We start from the raw sequence: 20,405 nt of genomic DNA on the forward strand, positions 1-20,405 counted from the left end.
AACCAGAAGAATGCGTAACTTTTTGATGTCACTGTTGGTGGCGGGCGCGCTGATCGGCGCGAATGTCGGCACCGCTCTCGCCCAGGATGCGTCCGCTCCGGCCGCAGCCTCGGCACCCGCTGCAAGCGCGCCCGAAAGCGCCAACACGGCGATGGCGTCGTCGGCTCAGGCGGCATCGGCGGCAGAAGCCGCATCCGCCGCGTCCGATGCCGCGCCGGCCGCACCGACCGAGCCGGTCATGGTCGATTCGTCGAAGATCAGCTCCGGCGACACCGCGTGGATGCTGACTTCGGTGGCGCTCGTGCTGTTCATGACGATTCCCGGCCTCGCGCTCTTCTACGCGGGCATGGTCCGCAAGAAGAACGTGCTCGCGACGGTCATGCAGAGCTTCGCGATCTGCTGTCTCGTGACGATCCTCTGGACGGTCGTCGGCTACAGCATCGCGTTCACGCCGGGCGGCTCGTTCCTCGGCGGCTTCTCGCGCGTGTTCCTGCACGGCATGGCCTACATCAAGGGCGACAAGGCGACGACGCTTACCGTCAGCCATCTGGCCGTGACGATCCCCGAGTCGGTCTATTTCGCATTCCAGCTGACGTTCGCGATCATCACGCCGGCGCTCATTACCGGCGCGTTCGCGGATCGCATGAAGTTCTCGGCGATGCTCGTGTTCATGGCGCTGTGGTCGCTGATCGTCTACTCGCCGATCGCGCACATGGTCTGGGAACCTACCGGCTGGCTCGCATCGGCTGGCGTGCTCGACTTCGCGGGCGGCACGGTGGTTCACATCAACGCCGGTATCGCGGGTCTGATGTGCTGTCTCGTGCTCGGCAAGCGCGTCGGCTATGGCCGCGAAGTGATGGCGCCGCACAACCTCGTGCTCTCGCTGATCGGCGCATCGATGCTGTGGGTGGGCTGGTTCGGCTTCAATGCGGGTTCGGCAGTGGCGGCTGACGGCCGTGCCGGTTTCGCGATGCTCACGACGCAGATCGCCACCGCGTTCGCCGCATTCGGCTGGATGTTCGCGGAGTGGATCACGAAGGGCAAGCCGTCGGTGCTCGGCATCATCTCGGGCGCGGTTGCGGGTCTGGTGGCGGTGACGCCGGCGTCGGGCTTCGTCGGCGTGACGGGCGCGATCGTGATCGGCATTGTCGCGGGCGTGGTCTGCTTCTGGTCGGCGACGTGGCTCAAGCACAAGTTCAACTACGACGACTCGCTCGACGCGTTCGGCGTGCACGGCGTGGGCGGGATCATCGGCGCGCTGCTGACGGGCGTGTTCGCGGTGAAGGACATCGGCGGCTTCGACGGCAGCGTGCTCGTGCAGGCGAAGGGCGTGCTCGTCACGCTCGTCTACAGCGGCGTCGTCAGCTTCGTTTTGCTGAAGATCATCGACATGACCATGGGCCTGCGCGTCACGGAAGAACAGGAACGCGAAGGTCTCGACGTCACGCTGCACGGCGAGCACGTCGAGTAAGTCTTACGCCGCAACCGGCGCGCCGCGAGAGCGCGTAGGCTGCGAGCAAGGAACGAGCGCAGCGACTTCGCCCGCCTTATGGCGGGCATTTTTTTTGGTGCGCCATTTCCGTCCGGGTTTCGTCGAAGGCGGCGCCCAAACCTATTGAAGCGACAGGCGGAAAAGTGCGTGGAAGCGGCGCGGCGCGGGCCGCAAAACCTTGTCAATTGGCGGTTGATACCCATTTAGGCAAAGCAATTGCTCTACAATCTTTTGTCTTCTTCCGCGAGTAATACATGGTTCCGCACCTTGTTACGGCGTTAAGTGGCCCGCTGCTCGATCTCGAGCGGAAAATCCTCGAGGCCATGCCCGCCATCGAGCGCTGGTTCCGGCTCGAATGGCAGGAGCACACGCCGCCGTTCTACTGTTCCGTCGATCTGCGCAACGCGGGGTTCAAGCTCGCGCCCGTCGACACCAATCTCTTTCCCGGCGGTTTCAACAATCTGCCGCAGGAAGTGTTGCCGCTCGCGGTGCAGGCAGCGATGGCGTCCATCGAAAAAATCTGCCCGGACGCGAAGAATCTGCTCGTCATTCCCGAGCGCCATACGCGCAACGCGTTCTATCTCGAGAACGTCGCGCGCCTCGCGCTCATCATGCGGCAAGCGGGGCTCAACATCCGCTTCGGCACGCTGGACGAGAATATCCACGGTCCTGTAACCATCGCGCTCGCCGATGGCCAGAAAATCGTGCTGGAGCCGCTCGAACGCACGCCGCGGCGCCTCGGCCTGAAGAACTTCGATCCCTGCTCGATCCTGCTCAACAACGATCTTTCGGCCGGCATTCCGCCCGTGCTGGAAAATCTGCACGAGCAGTATCTGCTGCCGCCGCTGCACGCCGGCTGGGCGGTGCGCCGCAAGTCGACCCATTTCTCCTGCTATGACGACGTCGCTAAGAAGTTCTCGAAGCTCGTCGAGATCGATCCGTGGATGGTGAATCCGTACTTCGCGCATGTGGAAGGCGTCGATTACGAAGCGCGCACGGGCGAACAAGCGCTCGCGGAAGCCATCGACGGCGTGCTCAAGAAGATCGCGAAGAAGTATCGCGAGTACGGCATCAGCGAGCGTCCGTATGTCGTCATCAAGGCGGATGCCGGCACGTACGGAAAGGGCGTGATGACCGTCCACGACGCGAGCGAAGTCGCCGCGCTGACCAAGCGCGAACGCACGAAGATGAACGACGCCAAGGAAGGCCTGCAAGTTCACGACGTGATCGTGCAGGAAGGCGTGCATACGTTCGAGCGCGTGGAAAATGCGGTCGCGGAGCCGGTCGTGTACATGATCGACCGGTATGTCGTCGGCGGGTTTTACCGCGTGCACGATTCGCGCGAGCGCGATCAGAACCTCAACGCGCCGGGCATGCATTTCGTGCCGCTCGGCTTCGAGCACACGGCGTTGCCCGACACGCACGCGAAGCCCGGCGCCGCGCCGCCGAACCGCTTCTACATGTACGGCGTGGTGGCGCGGCTGGCGCTGCTGGCGGCATCGGTCGAGCTCGAAAAGACCGATCCTGAAGCCATTCAGGTGTGAGTTCGCGGCTTGCGGTAAGCTCGCAGGCCGCGCACCGAACTAGCAAATCGTCATGAACATCCTCTTTATCGCCGACCCGCTCGATCGCTTCAAGATCTACAAGGACACGACCTACGCGATGATGGCCGAAGCCGCGCGGCGCGGCCACGTGCTCTATGCGTGCGAGCCGCAGCATCTCGCGTGGACCGGAACGAAGGTCGAGGCGAGCGCGCGGCGCATCGCGATCGTCGGCGACGAGGCCAACAGTGACCGCTGGCCGTGGTATGCCGCCGAGCAGGCCGAGCATCTGCCGCTCACGCATTTCGACGCCGTGCTGATGCGCAAGGATCCGCCGTTCGATCTGGAATACGTGAACGCGACGTGGCTGCTGGAGATCGCCGAGCGCAACGGCGCGCGCATCTTCAACAAGCCGCAGGCGATCCGCGATCATTCCGAGAAGCTCGCCATCGCGGAATGGCCGCAGTTCGTCACGCCGACGCTCGTCACGCGCGATGCCGCGCGCCTGCGCGCTTTCCACGCCGAGCACGGCGACGTGATCCTGAAGCCGCTCGACGGCATGGGCGGCATGGGCGTGTTCCGCGTGAAGGCGGACGGGATGAATCTCGGCTCGATCGTCGAGATGTTGTCCGAGGACGGCGCGCGCACGGTGATGGCGCAAAAGTTCATCCCCGAAATCAAGGATGGCGACAAGCGCATTCTCGTCATCGGCGGTCAGCCGGTGCCGTATTCGCTGGCGCGCGTTCCGCAGGGCAGCGAAGTGCGCGGCAATCTCGCGGCGGGCGGGCTCGGGCGCGCGCAGCCGCTGTCGGCGCGCGATCGCGAAATCGCCGAGACGCTCGGGCCGGTGCTGCAGGCGCGCGGCCTGCTGCTCGCCGGGCTGGATGCGATCGGCGACTATCTCACCGAAGTCAACGTCACGAGTCCGACGTGCTTTCGCGAAATCATGGATCAGACCGGCTTCGACGTTGCGGGCATGTTTATCGACGCGCTCGAGCGCGCGGCGCACTGAGTCTGCCAGCCAACGAAACGCGCGCGGACAGCGCGCCAAACTCACCTCGGCGGGACTGTTAGAATTGACTTTCCCGCGCCCGCGTTTCTGGGGCGCGATCGCGTCTAAAAGTGCGCTTAAAGTTCGCTTAAGCATCGACGCGCAGGCTTGGGGTAATGAAGCTGGAAGGCGGTTGATTTCGTTGTAACGGCATCCACTTTAGAGTTGTGTTCCGCGCCGCTCGCGCGCTTTCGAGCGAACTCCGACGTATTTGTCCGATTTTTCGTCGTTGATTTGTCGCTGAGGCAATTTCCTGACATGGCTGGCATTCTGATCATCGCGCACGCACCTTTCGCCACCGCGCTACGCGAGTGCATCGCACATATTTACGGTGGCTTGCCGGCGCGCATCGGCGTCATCGACGTGATGCCCGACTGCGATCCGGTCGAAGTTCGCGCGTTCGCGCGCTCCGAAATCGATCGCCTGAAAGAAGAAAACGGCGCGATCGTGCTCACCGACGTGTTCGGCGCGACGCCCGCGAACATCGCGGCGAGCCTGCACGACACCGATGTGCGCGTGCTCGCCGGCTGCAATCTGCCGATGCTCGTGCGCGCCGTCTGCTACCGCGCGACGCCGCTCGACACGCTCGCCGAAAAGATTCTTCAGGGCGGCTCGAAGGGCATCCAGGAACTGGATTCGTCCACGCCGCTCAACCCCTGCGCCCTCGCGACGAAGGCCGCCGGCTCGCCCGATCCGGCATGCTCGGCGAGCGCCGATCTCATCAGCGCGAAGGCCGCCAGCCACTGACGCCGCTCATTTCATCCATCTAGCGCTTCGGAGCATCATGCTGCAACAAGAAACAACAATCGTGAACAAGCTGGGGCTCCACGCACGCGCTTCGGCCAAGCTCACACAACTGGCGGGCAATTTTCAATGCGAGATCTGGATGAGCCGCAACGGGCGCCGGATCAACGCGAAAAGCATCATGGGCGTGATGATGCTGGCGGCGGGCATCGGCAGCACGGTGACGATCGAAACCGAAGGCGCAGACGAAGCCGAAGCGATGCAAGCCATTCTCGCGCTCATCGCCGATAAATTCGGAGAAGGGCAGTAAGCGTTTCGCCGCAGTGTCCGTCAGTGAAAAGCCGCGCATCGACGCGGCTTTTTCGTATCCGCATCACGCTTTCGCGTAACGTCGTGCAACCGTTCCGGCCCTGTCGTCACCGGGTGTTCAGGGACTTGTGAGCACGATCGAACATATAATGGACGCGCGGTTTGTGCCCGTCGAGGGGGCGCCTGGCAGACCGCGACATTCAAAGAACTAGAGGAGGGCGCGTGTCCTTCACGCTGCATGGAATTCCCGTCTCGCGCGGCATCGCCATTGGGCGCGCGTATCTGATCGCGCCGGCGGCGCTCGACGTAGACCACTATCTGATCGAGCCGGATCAGATCGACGCGGAAATCGCCCGATTCCACGCGGCGCAGGCGGCCGTCCTCGCCGAACTCGAAGCGCTGCGCGAAGACCTTTCCGCCGATGCGCCGAGCGAAATGGGCGCGTTCATCAACGTCCATACGATGATCCTGAACGACGCCATGCTCGTGCAGGAAACCATCGACCTGATTCGCACGCGCCGCTACAACGTCGAGTGGGCGCTCACCGAGCAACTGGAAATCCTCGGCGGTTATTTCGACGAGATCGAAGACGAATATCTGCGCGAACGCAAGGCGGATGTCGAGCAGGTCGTCGAGCGTCTTTTGAAAGCGTTGGCCGGCGCGCCGACGGCCGCGTCGCTCGTCGTGCATACGGCCGCCAGCAACGGGCACAACGAAATGATCGTCGTCGCCCACGATATCGCGCCGGCGGACATGCTTCAGTTCAAGACGCAGGCGTTCAAGGGCTTCGTCACCGACCTCGGCGGCCGCACCTCGCATACGGCGATCGTCGCGCGCAGTCTCGGCATTCCGGCGTCCGTCGGCGTGCAGCAGGCGAGCGTGCTGATCCGCCAGAACGATCTCATCATCGTCGACGGCGATCATGGCATCGTGATCGTCGATCCGGCGCCGATCGTTCTCGAAGAGTATTCGTATCGTCAGAGCGAGAAACTGCTGGAACAGCGCAAGCTCCAGCGCCTGAAATTCTCGCCGACGCAGACGCTCTGCGGTACGAAGATCGAACTGTGCGCGAACATCGAATTGCCGGAAGACGCGCAAGTCGCCGTCGAAGCGGGCGCGATGGGCGTCGGCCTGTTCCGCACCGAATTCCTCTTCATGAATCACAAGGACCAGTTGCCGGAGGAAGAGGAGCAGTTCGAGGCATACAAGCGCGCCGTCGAGTTGATGAACGGCAAGCCGGTGACGATCCGCACGATCGATGTCGGCGCGGACAAGCCGCTCGATTCCATGACCGGAAGCGATGGCTACGAAACCGCGCCGAATCCCGCGCTGGGCTTGCGCGCGATCCGCTGGAGCCTGTCCGAGCCGCAGATGTTCATCACGCAACTGCGCGCCATTCTGCGGGCGTCGGCGTTCGGGCCGACCAAGATTCTCATTCCGATGCTCGCGCACGCACAGGAAATCGACCAGACGCTCGATCTGATCCGCGAGGCGAAGCGTCAACTCGACGACGAAGGCGTGGCGTACGACCGTCAGGTTCAGGTCGGCGCGATGATCGAGATTCCGGCGGCAGCCATCGCCGTGCGGCTGTTCCTGAGCCGGCTCGATTTTCTGTCGATCGGCACGAACGATCTGATCCAGTACACGCTCGCGATCGATCGCGCCGATAACAGCGTCGCGCATCTTTACGATCCGCTGCATCCGGCGGTGCTGAACCTGATCGCGTTCACGTTGCGCGAGGCGAAGCGCGCGGGCGTGCCGGTGTCGGTGTGCGGGGAAATGGCGGGCGATCCCGCCGTCACGCGTCTGTTACTCGGCCTCGGGCTCACCGAGTTTTCGATGCATCCGAGCCAGTTGCTGATCGTGAAGCAGGAAATTCTGCGCTCGAACCTGAAGGCGCTGGAAAAGCCGGTCGCGGATGTGCTTGCGGCCTACGAACCCGCTGAATTGCAGGCCGCGCTCACGGCGTTGCAGAAGGTCTAGGCCAAGCCGTGATCCGCAATCAGTCGATCCACCCGAGCGATGACCTGCTCGGGTGAGATCGCCGAAGTGCATTGAAAGCGGCTGGGCTTGCCGCGCCGGCGCGGACACCACAGAAAATCGCGGTTGTCGAAGTCGCACGTCGTGTCGTTGAAGCAACTATTGCATGCGTGGAAATTGATCACGCGATACGGCGTGCGGAACTCCGTGTGCGGGGGATTCGCGGAAGCGACGGCCGCGCGAACGCGCTTTGCGTGAGCCCGCGTTGCGCGCTCGCCGGCGAAGTGATGGTGCTCAAAGAACGATCCGCCCTGCGATTGAAGAATCGATGAGCTTAAGCGGACCGTCCGGTCGACGGCGTAAGACGCGACCGATTTAGCGCGCTGCTTCGCGGCTTCCGGTGTTTCCGCAGACAGCGCAATCCGGCTGCCGCGCGATTCGCATCGTGTTCCATTCCATGCGCAGCGAGTCGAGCATCATCAGCCGGCCCGCGAGCGTCTCGCCGAAACCGCCGATCACGCGCAGCGCCTCCGCCGCCTGCATCGCACCGATGATGCCGACCGTCGGCGCGAACACGCCCATCGTCGAACACGCGACTTCCTCGAACGGCTGATCCGGCGGGAACACGCACGCGTAGCAGGGCGAATCGGGTGCGCGGAAGTCGAAGGTGCTGATCTGCCCGTCGAAACGCAGCGCCGCGCCCGACACGAGCGGCACGCGATGCGTGACGCAGGCCGCGTTGATCGCGTGACGCGTCGCGAAGTTGTCACTGCAATCGAGCACCACGGTTTTACCGGGCATGTTGATGTCGAGCCACGCGGCGTCGGCGCGCGCGTTCACCGCGATGACGTCGATGTCCGGATTCAGCGCGCTCAACGTCTCGCGTGCCGATTCCACCTTGGGCGCTCCGACCGATCGCGTCATGTGCACGATCTGCCGCTGGAGATTCGTGAGATCGACAGTATCGGCATCGACGAGCGTGATTTTTCCGACACCTGACGCCGCGAGATACATCGCCGCGGGCGCGCCGAGTCCGCCCGCGCCGATGATGACGGCGTGCGCGTCGAGAAAGCGCTGCTGCGCCTCGATGCCGATTTCATCGACGAGGATGTGGCGGGAATAGCGAAGGAGTTGGTCGTCGTTCATCGCGGAAAGAATCGGCTTGCTCGAACGAAGCATTCTAAGCGCGAAAAGAAGAAAGGCTTCGCAACGTTACGCTGCGAAGCCTTTGCGGGGACTACGGAAAAGTTACTTCGACTGCTGCGCGGTAGGCGCCGATGCCGGCTGCGCGCCCGACGCCGGCGCGGAACCCGGCGTGGCCGGCAGCGCAGGCGGTGCAACCACCGGAGCGGACGCCGAACGTGCCGGCTTGTTCTGCGCGAGCTTGCGTTCGCTGTACGACTTGGACTCCACGACCTGCTTGCCTTCCAGCTTGTTCAGACCTTGCTGGAGCATGAAGTCGTCCGCGCTGCCGAACTCGACCGGCTTGCGCTCGCGGTCCTTGCGGCGCTGCTCGGGCGTCTTCTTGTCGTTCTGCTCTTCGAGAATGCGCAGTTGCTCCAGACGATCCGCCTCGCGCTGCTCCTGTTCCTTCTTCTCGTTCGGATCCTGCGTGTTCGCGAGGTGGTTCGAGTAATCGACTTCGCGCGTGACGAGCGCGTCGTCCGGATCGCCGTCCGCGTATTGATCGACCGGCACGTCGGGGCGCACGCCCTGATTCTGGATCGACTTGCCGCTCGGCGTGTAGTAATAGGCCGTCGTCAGGCGCAGGGCGCTGTCGGCGGTCATCGGACGCACGGTCTGCACCGAGCCCTTGCCGAACGTGGTCTTGCCGACGATCAGCGCGCGATGATGATCCTGCAGCGCACCCGCGACGATCTCGGAGGCCGACGCCGAATACGCGTTGGTCAGCACGACCATCGGCACCTTCTTGAAGATTTCCGGCACGCTCTTCAGCGGATCGGAATCGAAGGACGGCAGGCGATAGTTGTCGTAGGTGTCGCGGAACGTCTGCTTCGCGTCCGCGATCTGGCCGTTGGTCGACACGACGACGGCGTTATCCGGCAGGAACGCGCCCGCGACGCCGACCGCGCTTTGCAGCAAGCCGCCGCCGTTGTTGCGCAGATCGAGCACGAGGCCCTTCAGATTCGGTTGCTGGCGCGCGAGATCCTGCAGCTTCGACGCGAGATCCGGCACCGTGCGCTCCTGGAAGCTCGTGATGCGGATGTAGCCGTAGCCCGGCTCCGGCACCTTCATCTTCACCGACTGCACGCGGATCACGGCGCGCGTCACGGTGAGCGGGAACGTGCGGTCGTCGCTCTTGCGGAAGATCGTGAGCGTGACCTTCGTGCCCGGCTCGCCGCGCATCTGCTTCACGGCTTTATCCAGCGTCATGCCGCGCACCGGCTTGTCGTTGATGCGCGTGATGAGGTCGCCCGGACGAATACCGGCGCGGAACGCTGGCGTGTCTTCGATCGGCGAAATGACCTTGATGAGGCCGTCTTCCGAAGAAATCTCGATGCCGAGGCCCGCGAATCGGCCCTTGGTCTGTTCCTGCAGTTCTTCGTAATCGGTCTTGTCGAGATAGGACGAGTGCGGGTCGAGGCTCGACACCATGCCCTTGATGGCGGCGGTGAGGAGCTTTTTGTCGTCGACCGGTTCGACGTATTCGTGCTTGATCTGACCGAAAACTTCGGCGAAAAGCCGCAATTGTTCGAGCGGCAGAGGCGAGGAAGCAGCTTGCTGTGCGGATGCGGAGATCTGCAGGGTGGCGAGTGCGCCGGCAGCAACGCCAACGGCTACCAGGCCGAAGTTTTTCAGGTTCTTTCGCATAGAGAGTGCGGTCGGAATCGGATGGGCTGCATCGTTGGTGACGGGCCAGTATACCCGCTCGCCTTGATTGGCGACTTAAACGCAACTTAAATGCCTGAGGCTTTCATCCGTTGAAGCGATGGCTCGCGCACGTTTCGACGCGATCCTGTCGATGCCGCTCGCGGTTCGTCAGCCGGGCGCCATGAACGCCGCGAGGGGCGCCCGTTATGGCGCCCTCGTGAGGCGAAACATCTGCCGGACAGCCGGAATCAGCCCGCTTTGCCTTGCTTGGCGACAGCGGCCTGCGCGGCCGCGATGGCTTCGGGATCGCCCAGATAGTAGTGCTGGATGGGCTTCAGGTTTTCATCGAGTTCGTACACGAGCGGCACGCCGTTCGGGATGTTCAGCCCGACGATGTCCTGATCGGAGATGTTGTCCAGATACTTGACCAGCGCGCGGATCGAGTTGCCGTGCGCCGAAATCACGACCTGTTTGCCGGACTTGATGGCGGGTGCGATCGATTCGTTCCAGATCGGCAGGACGCGCGCGACCGTGTCTTTCAGGCATTCGGTGAGCGGCAACTGTTCGCGCGGCACCTTCGCGTAACGCGGATCGTTGTACGACGCACGCTCGTCGCCCGGTTCGAGCGCGGGCGGCGGCGTGTCGTAGCTGCGGCGCCAGACGAGCACCTGATCGTCGCCGTACTTCTTCGCGGTTTCTGCTTTGTTCAGGCCCGCGAGCGCGCCGTAGTGGCGTTCGTTCAGGCGCCACGAATGCACAACCGGTATATACATCTGATCCATCTCGTCCTGGACGTGCCACAGCGTGCGGATGGCGCGCTTCAACACCGACGTATACGCGATGTCGAACTGGTAGCCCGCCTCCTTCAGCAGCACGCCTGCCTGGCGCGCCTCACGGTTGCCCTGCTCGGTCAGGTCGACGTCGACCCAGCCGGTGAAGCGGTTTTCCTTGTTCCACGTCGATTCGCCGTGGCGGATGAGCACTAGCTTGTACATGATTTCGGTCGGTCAGTTGGAAAAGCGGTGCGCCGATCGCACCCCGTCATGCTGCCCGAACGGGCGGGGTGTCGCCATCGGCCGGACGGCAGAGGCCATCGCGGGAAACGGTTATTTTATAATGCCCCGATTGCGCCCATTTCCCTTTCTTCCTTTCCTACTAAATTTCGGCGGCCCTCGACGTGAAGTTTTTCACTGATTACACGAATATTGCACTTATCGTCATCGCGCTGGTTTCCGGCGCACTGCTCCTTTGGCCCGCCGTCACGCGGCGCGGGCGCGGCGGCATTTCGGCCGCCGAAGCCACGACGCTCATCAACCGGCGCAACGCCGTGGTCGTCGATTTGCGGCCCGCCGCGGAATTCGCGAAGGGACATCTGCCGTCTGCACGAAATATCGAAGCCACGGAGCTTCAAGCAAAAATCGGCCAGATCGCGAAGAATAAGAGCAATCCGGTCGTGCTCGTTTGCCAAACCGGTCAAGAATCGCAGCGTGCGAGCCGCACCGTGTCCGAGGCGGGTTACGCCGAGGTCCACGTTTTGCAAGGCGGAGTGGACGCCTGGCAAAAAGCCGGCATGCCGGTGGTGAAACAAGGAGCAGTCAAGTGAAAAAAGTGGTGATGTACAGCACGGTCGTGTGCCCGTATTGCCAGATGGCCGAACGTCTTTTAAAGTCCCGCGGCGTCGAAACGATCGAGAAGATCCTGATCGATCGCGAGCCGGGCCGGCGCGAGGAAATGATGACGCGCACCGGACGGCGGACCGTGCCGCAGGTGTACATCGGCGAGACGCACGTCGGCGGCTACGACGATCTGTCCGCGCTCGATCGAAAGGGCGGCCTCGTGCCGCTGCTCGAATCGGCCTGACACATGCATACTCGCGGCGCGCGATTCGACACGAACGCGCGCCGCATACCGGATTACCTAGGAAATCAAAATGTCTGACGAGAACAACCAGCCGTTTTTCAACATCCAGCGCATCTATTTGAAGGACATGTCGCTGGAGCAGCCGAATTCGCCGGCTATCTTCCTCGAGCAGGAAATGCCGTCGGTCGAAGTCGAAGTCGACGTGAAGGCCGACCGCCTCGCGGAAAGCGTCTTCGAAGTGCTGGTCACGGGCACGGTCACGGCGAAAGTCACCGACAAGGTCGCATTCCTGATCGAAGCCAAGCAGGCAGGCATCTTCGACATCCGCAACATTCCGGCGGAGCAGATCGATCCGCTCGTCGGCATCGCGTGCCCGACCATTCTGTTCCCGTACCTGCGCTCGAACATCGCCGACGCGATCACGCGCGCCGGTTTCCCGCCGATCCACCTCGCGGAGATCAACTTCCAGGCGCTGTACGAGCAGCGTATCGCCCAACTCGCGAGCGCCCAGGAAGGCGCGGCGAACGGCGCGACGCACTGACCTGACTCTGCCGGACCGGAGCCGAGCATGAAAGTAGCCGTTCTCGGCGCCGGCGCATGGGGCACCGCGCTCGCGGGCCACCTCGCGACCCGGCACGACACGAAGCTCTGGGCGCGCGACTCCGCGCTCATCGAATCACTTTCCCGCACGCACGAAAACACGCGCTATCTCGAAGGCGTGACGCTGCCGCAGGCGCTCGCATTCGAGACCGATTTCGCCGCGGCGCTCGCGCATGCATCGGCGGATGAAGCGCTGTGCGTCGTCGCGACGCCGGTCGCGGGCCTGCGCGCGCTGTGCCGTTCGATGCGCGACGCCGGCGTCGTACCGGCGCATATCGTCTGGCTGTGCAAAGGCTTCGAGGCGGATACGCAGTGTCTGCCCAACGAGGTCGTCGCGGCCGAATTGCCCGAGCATCGCAGCAACGGAACGCTGTCCGGACCGAGCTTCGCGCGCGAAGTGGGACAAGGCTTGCCGGTCGCGCTGACGGTCGCGAGCGCATCGGCGGAACTGGGCGCGCGCACGGTCGCGGCGTTCCATCATGGCGCGATGCGTATCTATACCGGCGACGATGTCATCGGCGTCGAAGTCGGCGGCGCGGTGAAAAACGTGCTCGCAATCGCGACGGGCATTTCCGACGGCCTCGGTCTCGGCCTGAACGCCCGCGCCGCGCTCATCACGCGCGGGCTCGCGGAGATGTCGCGCTTAGGCGTCGCGCTCGGCGGCCGCGCGGAGACTTTCACCGGGCTAACCGGCCTCGGCGATCTCATCCTCACCGCGACGGGCGATCTGTCGCGCAATCGCACTGTCGGCATGCAACTCGCCAGCGGACGCACGCTCGAGGAGATTCTCGCGGCGCTCGGCCATGTCGCGGAAGGCGTGCGATGCGCGCGCGCCGTGCTCGGGCTCGCGCATTCGCGCGGAATCGAGATGCCGATCACGCAGGCGGTATGCCGCGTGCTCTTCGATAACGTGACGCCGCGCGATGCCGTGCAGGCGCTGCTCAGTCGGGACGCAAAAGCAGAGTAATCGGAGGCGTGTGTGCGTAGGCCCAAGCTCGAAGCGCTGAAAGTCGATATCACCACGCTCGAAGTCGATGCCATCGTCAACGCGGCGAACAAATCGCTGCTCGGCGGCGGCGGAGTCGACGGGGCGATTCATCGCAAGGCCGGCAAAGGCCTGCTGCGCGAGTGCGAGACGCTCGGCGGCTGCGAAACCGGCGACGCGAAAATCACGCGCGGCTACGATCTTCCCGCGAAGCACGTCATTCATGCGGTCGGGCCGCGCTGGAGCGGCGGCAAGAAGAACGAGCCCGAATTGCTCGCGAGCTGTTACCGGCGCTCGCTCGAACTCGCTCAGGAAGCGGGCTGCGAGTCGATTGCGTTCCCGGCCATCAGTTGCGGCATCTATCACTTTCCTCACGATGAAGCCGTGAAGATCGCGGTGCGCACGGTCATCGACACCTTGCCTTCCACGCCCGCCGTTCAGCGTGTCGTCTTTGCATGCTTTCAGGACGACATGCTCGCGCTCTATCGAACCGAACTCGAAGCGGCAAAGGCTTAAGCGCCGCCTTCGAATCCCGCCTGACGCCACGCCTCGAACGTCACGATCGCCACCGTATTCGACAAATTCAGGCTGCGATTACCCGGCCGCATCGGCAGGCGCACGCGCTGTTCCGTCGCAAAGTGCGCCAGCAATTCGGGCGCGAGGCCGCGCGTCTCCGCGCCGAACACGAACCAGTCGCCCGGCCTGAACGCGTGATCGAAGAACGGCGTCGAGCCGCGCGTCGTGAACGCGAACATGCGCGTGGCGTCGGGTGTTTCCTTCGCGATGAAGGCATCCCAGTCCGCATGCACGTTCATTTCGGCGTACTCGTGATAGTCGAGGCCGGCGCGGCGCATCTTCGCGTCGTCGAGCGGAAAGCCGAGCGGCTCGATCAGATGCAGACGCGCGCCCGTGTTCGCGCACAGGCGGATCACGTTGCCGGTGTTCGGCGGGATTTCGGGTTCGACGAGTACGACGTTGAACATGGATTGCTTCTAATAAAGGTGATTAATCTTTAGGCGTGCGCAGCGCCACGAAATTGCTGACACGCCGCGCGCCGGCGAGCTTCAGCGTGCGAGCAAGCGCGTCGAGCGTCGCGCCCGATGTCATCACATCGTCGACGACGCCGACATGCGTGCCGCGCACATCGCGCGAGACGGCGAACGCGCTCGCAACATTGCGGCGGCGCGTTTCGCGATCGAGCCGCGATTGCGCCGACGTATGCCGGACCCGCGCGATCATCGATGCGTGGGCGGGCACGCGCATCATGCGTGCGAGCGGACGCGCGATGGCCCACGCCTGGTTGTAGCCACGCGCGATGAGCCGTTCGCGCGAGAGAGGCATCGGCACGATCACATCCGGCGCGGGCAGATCGCTGTCCTCGAAACGCGCATGCAGATGCCGCGCGAATGCCTCGCCCGCGGCGAGCCGCGCACGAAACTTCAACTCGACGGCGAGCGTGTCGAGGGGCGCGCGATAGTCGGCGAGCGCGAGCGTGTCGTTGAACGCGGGCGGCGCTTCGAGGCACGCGGCGCAGTGCACGCGCAGGTCTTCGCGCTCGCGTCGCATCGCGGATGCCGCCAACGGCAGCGCGCACGTCGCACAGCGCAAGCGCGGCTCATTCCAGTACTGCGCGTCGCAACCATCGCACAGCAGTGCTTGCGACAAATTGCCGCATAACGCGCACTGGCTCGGCAGCGCGCACGCGACGAGCCGTTTTGCCGCCGACGCGAATCCGCGAGCGCGTGCCGTGACGGGCGTCCGGAAGGGAAGGCGAATGCTGTCGGCTTTCATGACTGCTGAATCGGAAAAATCGCGGCTCGATGCGCTAAACACGCGCATTCATTGCGCCTCACGAAGCGTTTATGCCTCGTATCAGCACTTCGCATGGGTCGTTTTCGAGACGACCGAGTATACTTCGCACTCTCCGCAAAAAGATCGACATGTCCCCGACATCCCCTAAAACTAGCCGTCCGGCCTATGATCCGCGCCGTTTGCGCGCGATCTTCGACGGTCGCGCCGCCGCCTTCGACGAGGTCGCGTTCCTGCCACGCGAGATCGCGGAGCGCATGCGCGAGCGGCTCGAATACATCAAGGTTGCGCCGATGCGCGTCCTCGATGCGGCGTGCGGCGCCGGGGCGGACCTGGCCGGTTTGCGGGAACGCTTTGCAGAGGCGTCGGTGACCGGCATCGACATCTCGTCCGCGATGCTCGCGCGCGCGCGCGCCGCCGAAGCCACGGACGCGGACAACGGCGCGGGATGGCGCCGCTTTCTTCCTTCGACGCTCGCGAAGGCGTTCGGCGCACGCGGCCCGCAACTCGCGCAGGCGGATTTTTCCGCGCTGCCGTTCGCATCGGGCGCGTTCGAACTTTTGTGGTCGAATCTCGCGCTGCACTGGCATGCGCGGCCCGACCTCGTTTTTCCCGAATGGCAGCGCGTGCTCAAGGTGAACGGCTTGCTGATGTTCAGCACGTTCGGCCCCGATACGCTGCGCGAGCTTCGCGCCGCGTATCGCGAAGCGGAGCGGACGCTCGGGCTCGCGCCGCAAGCGCATACGATCGATTTCGTCGACATGCACGATCTCGGCGACATGCTCGTCGAAAGCGGCTTCGAAATTCCGGTGATGGATCAGGAAGTGCTGACGATCACGTACAAATCGCCTGAATCGCTGTTCGCGGACGTGACGCGCTGGGGCGCGTATCCGTTCGAGCGCGCGTTCGACGAAGGCCATGCGGACGCCAAGGCCGTGCGCGGCGCGGTGCATCAGGCGCTCGAAGCGCTGCGCCGCGACGACGGCACGATCCCGCTGACCTTCGAAGTGATCTACGGGCATGCGTGGAAGGCAGTGCCGCGCACGACAGCGGACGGGCACGGCATCGTCCGTCTTCAAGACATTGGACGAGGCTCGAGACCGAAACGCTGAATCGGTAAAGAGCACAGTTGTTATGTCTGAAATTTGCGCAAGAAAAGCGCGCAAAAAGGTGCGTCAAAAAGGCGCAGAAGCTTGTGGCGCTTGGCTTTGCGAGGTTACGACCCTTGCTTGTGGATGCCACCCAAGACGCCTATAATGCGTCAGTTTGTCGCCCGGACCGACACAAATTTGGGCGAAATCCGAGCAAATGTGTGTGATTGCGTGCGGATTGATGGAGGCAGCGATGCAAGCCAGCCAGACGCTGACGGAGTCCGAGCCGGTCATCAAGGACTGGCTGATGAAGCGAAACTGCTCGGTCTCGCCGCGTCAGTTCGTGGGCTTCTATGTGTCGCTTGCGCTGTTTTCGCTGGCAATCGCAACGCCGCTGTTTCTGAACGGCGCCTGGCTGGTGCTGCCGTTCACCGGAATCGAGTTGGCGGTCGTGGGCATCGCGTTTCTGATCTACGCGCGCCATGCGGTCGACTACGAACGGATCCGGCTGTATCAAAACCGGTTGTTGATCGAACAGATGAACGCCGAAGAGCTGACGCAGTTCGAGTTCAATCCGCGTTGGGTGCGGGTCGAAGCGGGCGCGACGCCGAGAGAGCCGCTCACGATCGTATCGCGCGGTCAATCGGTGAAAATCGGACAACACCTTGCACAGCATCGTCGCAAACAATTTGCTGCCGAGTTACAGGCGTCGCTGAGACGTCTATGAGAGGAGCCGGCGGGTGCGATGCCACGGGGGTCGAGGGTTTGAATGGAAAATTTGGGTAAGGATGCTATGAAAACAATCAAGCGAGCCCTCTCGGGCGTGCTGGCGGCAGGCGCACTGCTTTCCGCCGGTGCAGCCCTGGCGGTCGAAAACAGTCCAGGCGGTCCCGCTGTCAACGAGATCAACTTCCAGCAGCCTGTGACGAAGATCGCCGAGGAGCTCTACGGCCTCCATATCTTCATGCTCATCATCTGCACCGTCATCTTCATTGGCGTGTTCGGGGTGATGTTCTATTCGCTCTTCAAGCATCGCAAGTCGAAAGGCTTCAAGCCGGCCAACTTCCACGAAAGCACCACGGTCGAAATCATCTGGACGATCGTGCCGTTCATCATCGTCATTCTGATGGCGCTGCCGGCAACCAAGGCCGTCGTCGCGATGAAGGACACGTCCAACGCCGATCTCACCGTCAAGGTCACGGGCTATCAGTGGAAGTGGGGCTACGACTACGTGAAGGGTCCGGGCGAAGGCATCAGCTTCCTCTCGACGCTCTCCACGCCGCGCAGCGAAGTGAACGGTCAGAAGCCGATCTCGACGCTGTATCTGCAGGAAGTCGACAACCCGCTCGTCGTGCCGGTCGACAAGAAGATCCGCATCATCACGACGGCGAACGATGTCGTTCACTCGTGGTACGTCCCGGCATTCGGCGTGAAGCAGGATGCGATTCCGGGCTTCGTGCGCGACACGTGGTTCAAGGCCGAGAAGGTGGGCACGTATCGCGGATTCTGTACGGAACTGTGCGGCAAGGAGCACGCGTACATGCCGGTGGTCGTCGAAGTGCTGTCGGCCGATGACTACGCAAAGTGGGTCGACGGGCAAAAGAAGAAGATGGCCGCCGGCCAGGACGATCCGCTCAAGACGTACACCAAGGACGAACTGATGGCGCGCGGCCAGCAGGTTTACACGTCGAACTGCGCGGTCTGCCACCAGCCGACCGGCAAGGGCGCGGGCCAGTTCCCGGCGCTCGACGGCTCGAAGATCGCGAACGGTTCCATCGCCGAGCATCTGAATATCGTGCTGCACGGCAAGGCCGCGATGCCGCCGTGGCAAGGTGTGTTGAACGACGTCGAGATCGCGTCGGTCGTCACGTTCGAGCGTAATAGCTGGAGCAACCACACCGGCGATCTGCTGCAACCGAAGCAGGTCATCGACGCCAAGGCGGGCAAGATGCCCGAAGGCGGCGGCAATGCGGCGGCGGCATCGGCGCCGGAAGCGGCGAGCGCCGCGCCCGCGGCGGCCGAAGCGAGCGCGCCGGCTGCATCGGGTGCGCAGGCGTCGCAAGCCGCCGGTCTGCCCGCCAGCATCTATTTCGAGACGGGCAAGGATTCGCTGCCCGCCGACGCGAAGAGTGCGGTGGACGCCGCGGCGGCCTACGCAAAGGCGCATCCGGACGCGAAGATCGCGTTGTCGGGATTCACCGATGCGACCGGCAACGCCGACCAGAACGCCGATCTCGCCAAGCGCCGCGCGCAAGCCGTGCGCGACGCGCTGAAGGCAGCGGGCGTGTCGGAAGACCGCATCGTGTTGAAGAAACCGGAAACCATCACGGGCGGCGCCGATAACAAGGAAGCGCGTCGCGTGGAAATCAGTCCGGCTGCTTGACGTGCCGAGCGTGGCGCTTTCCTTCGCCGGACGGCAACGGAAAGTCCCACGCGTCATTGCCAAGTGCCCCGAGTATTCGCTTTAGGAGATGATTGTCATGTCTAGCATCGGACACGATGTAGGCGCAGGTCACGACCACGCGCACGACCATGCGCACGAGACGCCGCATGGCTGGCGCCGGTGGCTCTTCGCTACCAACCACAAGGACATCGGTACGCTGTACCTGTTGTTCTCCTTCATCATGTTCCTCTCCGGAGGCGTGATGGCGCTCGGCATCCGTGCCGAGCTGTTCGAGCCGGGCCTGCAGATCATGCGTCCCGAGTTCTTCAATCAGCTGACCACCATGCACGGCCTCATCATGGTGTTCGGCGCGATCATGCCGGCGTTCGTCGGTTTCGCGAACTGGATGGTGCCGCTGCAGATCGGCGCATCGGACATGGCGTTCGCGCGGATGAACAACTTCAGCTTCTGGCTGCTGCCGGCTGCCGCGGTGCTGCTCGTCGGCTCGTTCTTCGTGCCGGGCGGCGCAACCGCCGCGGGCTGGACGCTGTACGCGCCGCTCTCCACGCAAATGGGCCCCGGCATGGACTTCGCGATTTTCGCGGTCCACATCATGGGCGCGTCGTCGATCATGGGCGGCATCAACATCGTCGTGACGATTTTGAACATGCGCGCGCCGGGCATGACGCTCATGAAGATGCCGATGTTCGCGTGGACGTGGCTCATCACCGCGTACCTGCTGATCGCCGTGATGCCGGTCCTGGCGGGCGCGATCACGATGGTGCTGTTCGACCGTCACTTCGGCACGTCGTTCTTCAACGCGGCGGGCGGCGGCGATCCGGTGATGTACCAGCACATCTTCTGGTTCTTCGGTCACCCCGAGGTGTACATCATGATCTTGCCGGCGTTCGGGATCGTGTCGCAGGTGATTCCGGCGTTCTCGCGCAAGCCGCTGTTCGGCTATAGCTCGATGGTGTACGCGACGGCATCGATCGCGATCCTGTCGTTCATGGTGTGGGCGCACCACATGTTCGCGACCGGCATGCCGGTGACGGGCCAGCTCTTCTTCATGTACGCGACGATGCTGATCGCGGTCCCGACGGGCGTGAAGGTGTTCAACTGGGTGGCGACGATGTGGCGCGGCGCGCTGTCGTTCGAAACCCCGATGCTGTTCGCGATCGGCTTCCTGTTCGTGTTCACGATGGGCGGCTTCACGGGCCTGATCCTGTCGATGGCGCCGCTCGACATCCAGATGCACGGCACCTATTACGTCGTGGCGCACTTCCACTACGTGCTGGTGGCGGGTTCGCTCTTCGCGTTGTTCGCAGGCTGGTACTACTGGGCGCCGAAGTGGACCGGCTGGATGTACAACGAGATGCGCGGGAAGATCCACTTCTGGGCGTCGATGATCTTCTTCAACATCACGTTCTTCCCGATGCACTTCCTGGGTCTCGCCGGCATGCCGCGCCGTTATGCGGACTACCCGGCGCAGTTCACGGACTTCAACCAGGTCGCGACGATCGGCGCATTCGGCTTCGGCCTCGCACAGGTGTACTTCCTGTTCGCGGTCGCGCTGCCGACGTATCGTGGCGGCGGCGAGCTGGAGAAGGCATCCGACAAGCCGTGGGATGGCGCGGAAGGCCTCGAATGGACCGTGCCGAGCCCGGCGCCGTTCCATACGTTTGAAAATCCGCCGACGGTCGAATAAATAGCATCGAGGTTTGCAAG

Annotated in this window: 20 protein-coding genes; 15 read left to right on the forward strand and 5 right to left on the reverse strand. The window is 63.4% G+C overall.

The genetic code is table 11. The features are described 5' to 3' along the window. Nucleotides 1-10 precede the first annotated feature (10 nt). From NCS00_RS01510 to ptsP, 6 genes are all read left to right on the forward strand, one after another. Complete coding sequence (locus NCS00_RS01510; RefSeq protein WP_034470490.1) at nucleotides 11-1,471, forward strand: ammonium transporter; 1,461 nt, start codon at nucleotides 11-13, stop codon at nucleotides 1,469-1,471. A 275-nt stretch (nucleotides 1,472-1,746) separates the two neighbouring features. Then, nucleotides 1,747-3,036 carry a glutamate--cysteine ligase gene (gene gshA / locus NCS00_RS01515; protein ID WP_033536547.1) on the forward strand — a complete coding sequence of 430 codons (1,290 nt, stop codon included), beginning with the start codon at nucleotides 1,747-1,749 and terminating at the stop codon, nucleotides 3,034-3,036. A gap of 52 nt (nucleotides 3,037-3,088) precedes the next feature. Continuing rightward, a complete protein-coding gene (gene gshB / locus NCS00_RS01520; protein WP_008351790.1) occupies nucleotides 3,089-4,045 on the forward strand; it encodes a glutathione synthase in 957 nt (318 codons plus the stop codon). A 297-nt stretch (nucleotides 4,046-4,342) separates the two neighbouring features. After that, entirely contained in the window at nucleotides 4,343-4,831 is a 489-nt protein-coding gene (locus tag NCS00_RS01525) for a PTS sugar transporter subunit IIA (RefSeq protein ID WP_008351788.1), read from the forward strand. A 37-nt stretch (nucleotides 4,832-4,868) separates the two neighbouring features. After that, the gene (locus tag NCS00_RS01530; protein WP_008351787.1) at nucleotides 4,869-5,138 is read left to right on the forward strand and encodes an HPr family phosphocarrier protein; all 270 of its coding nucleotides are present in this window, start codon (nucleotides 4,869-4,871) and stop codon (nucleotides 5,136-5,138) included. Nucleotides 5,139-5,359: 221 nt separating this feature from the next. Next, nucleotides 5,360-7,120 carry a phosphoenolpyruvate--protein phosphotransferase gene (ptsP, locus tag NCS00_RS01535; protein WP_008351786.1) on the forward strand — a complete coding sequence of 587 codons (1,761 nt, stop codon included), beginning with the start codon at nucleotides 5,360-5,362 and terminating at the stop codon, nucleotides 7,118-7,120. A 372-nt stretch (nucleotides 7,121-7,492) separates the two neighbouring features. Here ptsP and NCS00_RS01540 read toward each other — a convergent pair whose 3' ends face one another. From NCS00_RS01540 to gpmA, 3 genes are all read right to left on the reverse strand, one after another. After that, a complete protein-coding gene (locus tag NCS00_RS01540) occupies nucleotides 7,493-8,263 on the reverse strand; it encodes a HesA/MoeB/ThiF family protein (protein WP_034470779.1) in 771 nt (256 codons plus the stop codon). 102 nt (nucleotides 8,264-8,365) lie between these two features. Beyond that, entirely contained in the window at nucleotides 8,366-9,949 is a 1,584-nt protein-coding gene (locus NCS00_RS01545) for a S41 family peptidase (RefSeq protein WP_008351783.1), read from the reverse strand. Nucleotides 9,950-10,197: 248 nt separating this feature from the next. Then, nucleotides 10,198-10,944, reverse strand: coding sequence for a 2,3-diphosphoglycerate-dependent phosphoglycerate mutase (gene gpmA, locus NCS00_RS01550; RefSeq protein ID WP_008351782.1), 747 nt, complete (start codon nucleotides 10,942-10,944; stop codon nucleotides 10,198-10,200). 182 nt (nucleotides 10,945-11,126) lie between these two features. Between gpmA and NCS00_RS01555 the strand changes: the two genes are divergently transcribed. The 5 genes from NCS00_RS01555 (at nucleotide 11,127) to NCS00_RS01575 (ending at nucleotide 13,910) form a co-directional block, all read left to right on the forward strand. Beyond that, nucleotides 11,127-11,552 carry a rhodanese-like domain-containing protein gene (locus NCS00_RS01555; protein ID WP_008351781.1) on the forward strand — a complete coding sequence of 142 codons (426 nt, stop codon included), beginning with the start codon at nucleotides 11,127-11,129 and terminating at the stop codon, nucleotides 11,550-11,552. Further along, nucleotides 11,549-11,809 (forward strand): glutaredoxin 3, encoded by a 261-nt coding sequence (gene grxC, locus NCS00_RS01560; RefSeq protein WP_008351780.1) that lies wholly within the window; start codon nucleotides 11,549-11,551, stop codon nucleotides 11,807-11,809. The genes NCS00_RS01555 and grxC overlap by 4 nt, the downstream gene beginning before the upstream one ends. A 70-nt stretch (nucleotides 11,810-11,879) precedes the next feature. Beyond that, on the forward strand, nucleotides 11,880-12,350 hold the full coding sequence (secB, locus tag NCS00_RS01565) for a protein-export chaperone SecB (protein WP_008351779.1): 471 nt from the start codon (nucleotides 11,880-11,882) through the stop codon (nucleotides 12,348-12,350). 27 nt (nucleotides 12,351-12,377) lie between these two features. Beyond that, nucleotides 12,378-13,376: an NAD(P)H-dependent glycerol-3-phosphate dehydrogenase gene (locus NCS00_RS01570; protein WP_250438963.1), complete on the forward strand. Its 999-nt coding sequence runs from the start codon at nucleotides 12,378-12,380 to the stop codon at nucleotides 13,374-13,376. 12 nt (nucleotides 13,377-13,388) lie between these two features. Further along, nucleotides 13,389-13,910, forward strand: coding sequence for an O-acetyl-ADP-ribose deacetylase (locus tag NCS00_RS01575; protein WP_034470502.1), 522 nt, complete (start codon nucleotides 13,389-13,391; stop codon nucleotides 13,908-13,910). Here the strand turns inward: NCS00_RS01575 and trmL are convergent. Both trmL and NCS00_RS01585 read right to left on the reverse strand, forming a co-directional pair. Next, the gene (trmL, locus tag NCS00_RS01580) at nucleotides 13,907-14,377 is read right to left on the reverse strand and encodes a tRNA (uridine(34)/cytosine(34)/5-carboxymethylaminomethyluridine(34)-2'-O)-methyltransferase TrmL (protein ID WP_008351775.1); all 471 of its coding nucleotides are present in this window, start codon (nucleotides 14,375-14,377) and stop codon (nucleotides 13,907-13,909) included. The genes NCS00_RS01575 and trmL overlap by 4 nt on opposite strands. Nucleotides 14,378-14,399: 22 nt before the next feature. Next, entirely contained in the window at nucleotides 14,400-15,185 is a 786-nt protein-coding gene (locus tag NCS00_RS01585) for a ComF family protein (RefSeq protein ID WP_034470781.1), read from the reverse strand. A 149-nt stretch (nucleotides 15,186-15,334) separates the two neighbouring features. Here NCS00_RS01585 and NCS00_RS01590 point away from each other — a divergent pair, with 149 nt between their 5' ends. From NCS00_RS01590 to ctaD, 4 genes are all read left to right on the forward strand, one after another. Continuing rightward, nucleotides 15,335-16,315 (forward strand): methyltransferase domain-containing protein, encoded by a 981-nt coding sequence (locus NCS00_RS01590; protein WP_034470505.1) that lies wholly within the window; start codon nucleotides 15,335-15,337, stop codon nucleotides 16,313-16,315. A 232-nt stretch (nucleotides 16,316-16,547) separates the two neighbouring features. Beyond that, nucleotides 16,548-17,021 carry a DUF2244 domain-containing protein gene (locus NCS00_RS01595; RefSeq protein ID WP_008351769.1) on the forward strand — a complete coding sequence of 158 codons (474 nt, stop codon included), beginning with the start codon at nucleotides 16,548-16,550 and terminating at the stop codon, nucleotides 17,019-17,021. A gap of 42 nt (nucleotides 17,022-17,063) precedes the next feature. Continuing rightward, nucleotides 17,064-18,677 (forward strand): cytochrome c oxidase subunit II, encoded by a 1,614-nt coding sequence (gene coxB, locus NCS00_RS01600; RefSeq protein ID WP_008351767.1) that lies wholly within the window; start codon nucleotides 17,064-17,066, stop codon nucleotides 18,675-18,677. A gap of 97 nt (nucleotides 18,678-18,774) precedes the next feature. Further along, nucleotides 18,775-20,385: a cytochrome c oxidase subunit I gene (ctaD, locus tag NCS00_RS01605; protein ID WP_008351764.1), complete on the forward strand. Its 1,611-nt coding sequence runs from the start codon at nucleotides 18,775-18,777 to the stop codon at nucleotides 20,383-20,385. The last annotated feature ends 20 nt before the right edge of the window (nucleotides 20,386-20,405 follow it).

Source organism: Caballeronia sp. AZ1_KS37, assembly GCF_023631165.1.
Lineage (GTDB): Bacteria > Pseudomonadota > Gammaproteobacteria > Burkholderiales > Burkholderiaceae > Caballeronia > Caballeronia zhejiangensis.